The following is a 2989-nucleotide window of genomic DNA, read 5'->3' as shown; positions in this document are numbered from 1 at the left end:
CTTTCAATGAAGTTCCCACGATAAAGAAGCCGCGAAAAATGAACTTGAGCCAGCGAAACTTACTAACGAGGAGACTTGCGTGACGTTGCAGCTAATTAACCGACACATTTTCTACGTGCGATGGTCATTTTGATGGCATTTTTCACGAAACGAATAGGTGTGTAGCTCCGACGCAAAACAAAGATAAACGGATAATTTAACCCTTTGAATATTATGCAATATAACGCCGCATTAAGTGGTGAACAACGCGACCACCCAAGCCTAAACCTTCCCACATTTAGCACTAAAGCTGACCTAGGCTGAAATCGCCAAGCGTTGAGAATCCGTCTTAAATGCTTTGTTATGTTTTAACACAAACGACTGATTTATTTGGCAAAGAACTGCAATGCAGACCTAGATTTCTGAACCAAATCACAAGCTCGGATTCACTTGAGCGCCAGATGCGCCAAACCAAAAACGAGTAAGTCCACTTCCCTGCTAATGAGGCAACCCGATCAAGCCTCAACAAGCGCCCTTTCTTAGCAAAGGCAGCGCAGAACAATGGCGATTTGCCGAGACTACTTCCAAGGTTATTGGCTGATTGAGAAATATGCTCAAAGCGACTTTGAGCCAGAGAAACCTGACTACCGAACCACCCTGAAACCTGAATGAAGCAACCCACGAACTTTGGCATGTTTTACGGGTGAAGTGATTCAAGAATTGGGGCAGACAATAGTGACTTGCTGAGTCTGCTCCCAACGAATGGCTAAAGGGACAAAGAACGATTCAAAGGCATTTAAGCCATTGAAATCCAGGTAAAACATAACGCCCAATTAAGGTGCGACAACGCTGTAACACCCAAGCTAAACCATTGCACCGTAATCACAAATTTCAAACCGGAGTGAAATCGCCAAGCGTTAGGAGTCACTCTTAAATTGTTTGTTATAACGCGGATTCGCACAAGCTAACACGAAAATCGTATGACTCTGAGGACTTACTTGCGATAACCACTTTTTTACCCGGTAGGTAAGCAATTCTTTCGTTTTCAGCTAATTTACAATAGCTAAATTCCTCCGTTTCTAGATGATATGCAAACCACTTAATTTTATCTTCAACAGCATCAAAGTACCATGAACTGTCTTTATTGAACGCGATACAAGTAGATAACAAACATATACAAGCGAATATGCGCCCAAAGAACAAGATTGGAGACTGTCGTCCAAAGTTTGTCAGGAAGCTGAGAGTTAGCAGCTTTTTAGGCGTAAAGTCGTCTAACAGAGTCATTGAGCTAAACATTGCCACCGGTATTAATGGAAGAGCCAAAAATATCCCAATAATTGAGAACGTTATTGGGATTAGCAAAACAGATGCTATGGTGATTGTGTAAGTAAAAGGACTACTCGGAACTTCAAGAATTGAATTGACGCTTGTTGATGCAAGACCTAAATTGAGTGCTGTCCCTGAAATTATAACCACACCCCAAAACGCTTTAACAAATAGCAACGAACTAACCTGCTTAGTCATTGTATTTAGCCAAATTATTGCTCCAGCTAAGACAAAACCAAGAAAAAACCAGTAACTTGGGAATGAAACGACATAGCTAATCAATGGCATAGCTAAAAACGATGCAAAACCGATTAGATAAGCGGCTTCCTCGTTGGTTAAGCTGGATACTTTATCCTTGTATTTCTTAACAATTTCCACCGATTCTCCTTTAGCGTTATAACGCCGCATTAAGTGGTGAACAACGCGACCACCCAACCTTAAACCTTGCCACATTTAGCACTAAAGCCGACCTAAACCGAAATTGCCAAGCGTTGAGAATCCGTCTTAAATGCTTTGTTATATTCGGATTTTTTTCGCATGTGGAGCAAAACCACAGTCTCACCATCATGCGAAATTCTAGATTCTGCGCTGTAAGGTTCGAAGCCAAGTTTGGTATAAAGCAACAAAGCGCGAGTGTTGTAATTAAATACTGACAAATATGGTACTGCTTGATAAAGATCCGAACACTGTGAACTCAAATGTTCAATAAGAGCTCGCCCAATCCCTTGCCCTTTGTACGCATCAGACACGACAATATTACCGATAAATGCACTCTGCAACGGTTTTACATTATACAAATTTCCAAAGGCAACAACTTGGTTATCAACAAGGCATACTGTTAGGTCTGACCTCTCTTTGGAAATATCGCAGATTTGACTGTAATCCCACGGATAAGAGCCTGAAGGGCAAACTGAATACAACTCCTCTGGTGAAGAAACCAGTTGAGCAATTGCTTCAAAATGAGCCTCACTAGCACTCGTAAATTCCATTTTACCTCCCGAGAATATAACGCCGCATTAAGGGGTGAACAACGCCTCCACCCAACCTAAAGCATTGTACCGTAAACACTAAATTTGAAGTAGAAGCAAAAATGCCAAGCGTTGAGAATCCCTCTTAAATGCTTTGTTATGAGGCAAGGTTCAACGACAATGATAGGAAGTTTTCATCACTATCAATGACTTTATACCCTAGCCTTTCATAGAAACTTATCGCTTTAATATTACGAACAAAACTTGATAATGTAATGCTATCTCTATACTCATTCTTCGCTTTTTCATGAACATAAGCCATAATAGCTTGCCCTAAACTTTGGTTTTGAAATTCAGGAAAAACAACCAACAAGTGAACATGATATGAATTGCTGCACTGTTTGAAGCAGAGCATTCCAACACGAGTCTGCCCAGAGTAAACCCAATAAAACCAATTAGGCTCATAATCATTAATTAGTCGATTTTTCTGATAATCATCACACCAACCAAAGACTGATTCTACGTGAGAATACAGCCCCATTTTCACCACTGAAAACAGCGACTCAAATTCACTTTCTAATACTGATTCTAACTTGATCACCATATGCCTCATAACGCCCAATTCTTGCGAATCCCCTCATAATTAACCGTAAAAACAATGAGGTAGACGCGCATCGCTGTCTTTGATCTAATGAATATCGCCAAACACACATTTC

3 protein-coding genes are annotated in these 2989 nt (G+C 40.7%); all 3 read right to left on the bottom strand.

All coding sequences use genetic code 11. The features are described from left to right. Positions 1-921: 921 nt before the first annotated feature. Positions 922-1683 carry a hypothetical protein gene (locus F0249_RS19610; protein WP_171757595.1) on the bottom strand — a complete coding sequence of 254 codons (762 nt, stop codon included), beginning with the start codon at positions 1681-1683 and terminating at the stop codon, positions 922-924. Between the two features lie 92 nt (positions 1684-1775). Next, entirely contained in the window at positions 1776-2294 is a 519-nt protein-coding gene (locus F0249_RS19605) for an N-acetyltransferase (protein ID WP_171757594.1), read from the bottom strand. A gap of 136 nt (positions 2295-2430) precedes the next feature. Then, positions 2431-2886: an N-acetyltransferase gene (locus F0249_RS19600; RefSeq protein ID WP_171757593.1), complete on the bottom strand. Its 456-nt coding sequence runs from the start codon at positions 2884-2886 to the stop codon at positions 2431-2433. Positions 2887-2989 lie beyond the last annotated feature (103 nt).

This window comes from Vibrio sp. 03-59-1, assembly GCF_013114135.1.
GTDB lineage: Bacteria > Pseudomonadota > Gammaproteobacteria > Enterobacterales > Vibrionaceae > Vibrio > Vibrio cortegadensis.
The sequence above is the reverse complement of the archived record's forward strand: the minus strand, read 5'-3'. Positions and strand labels throughout refer to the sequence as shown.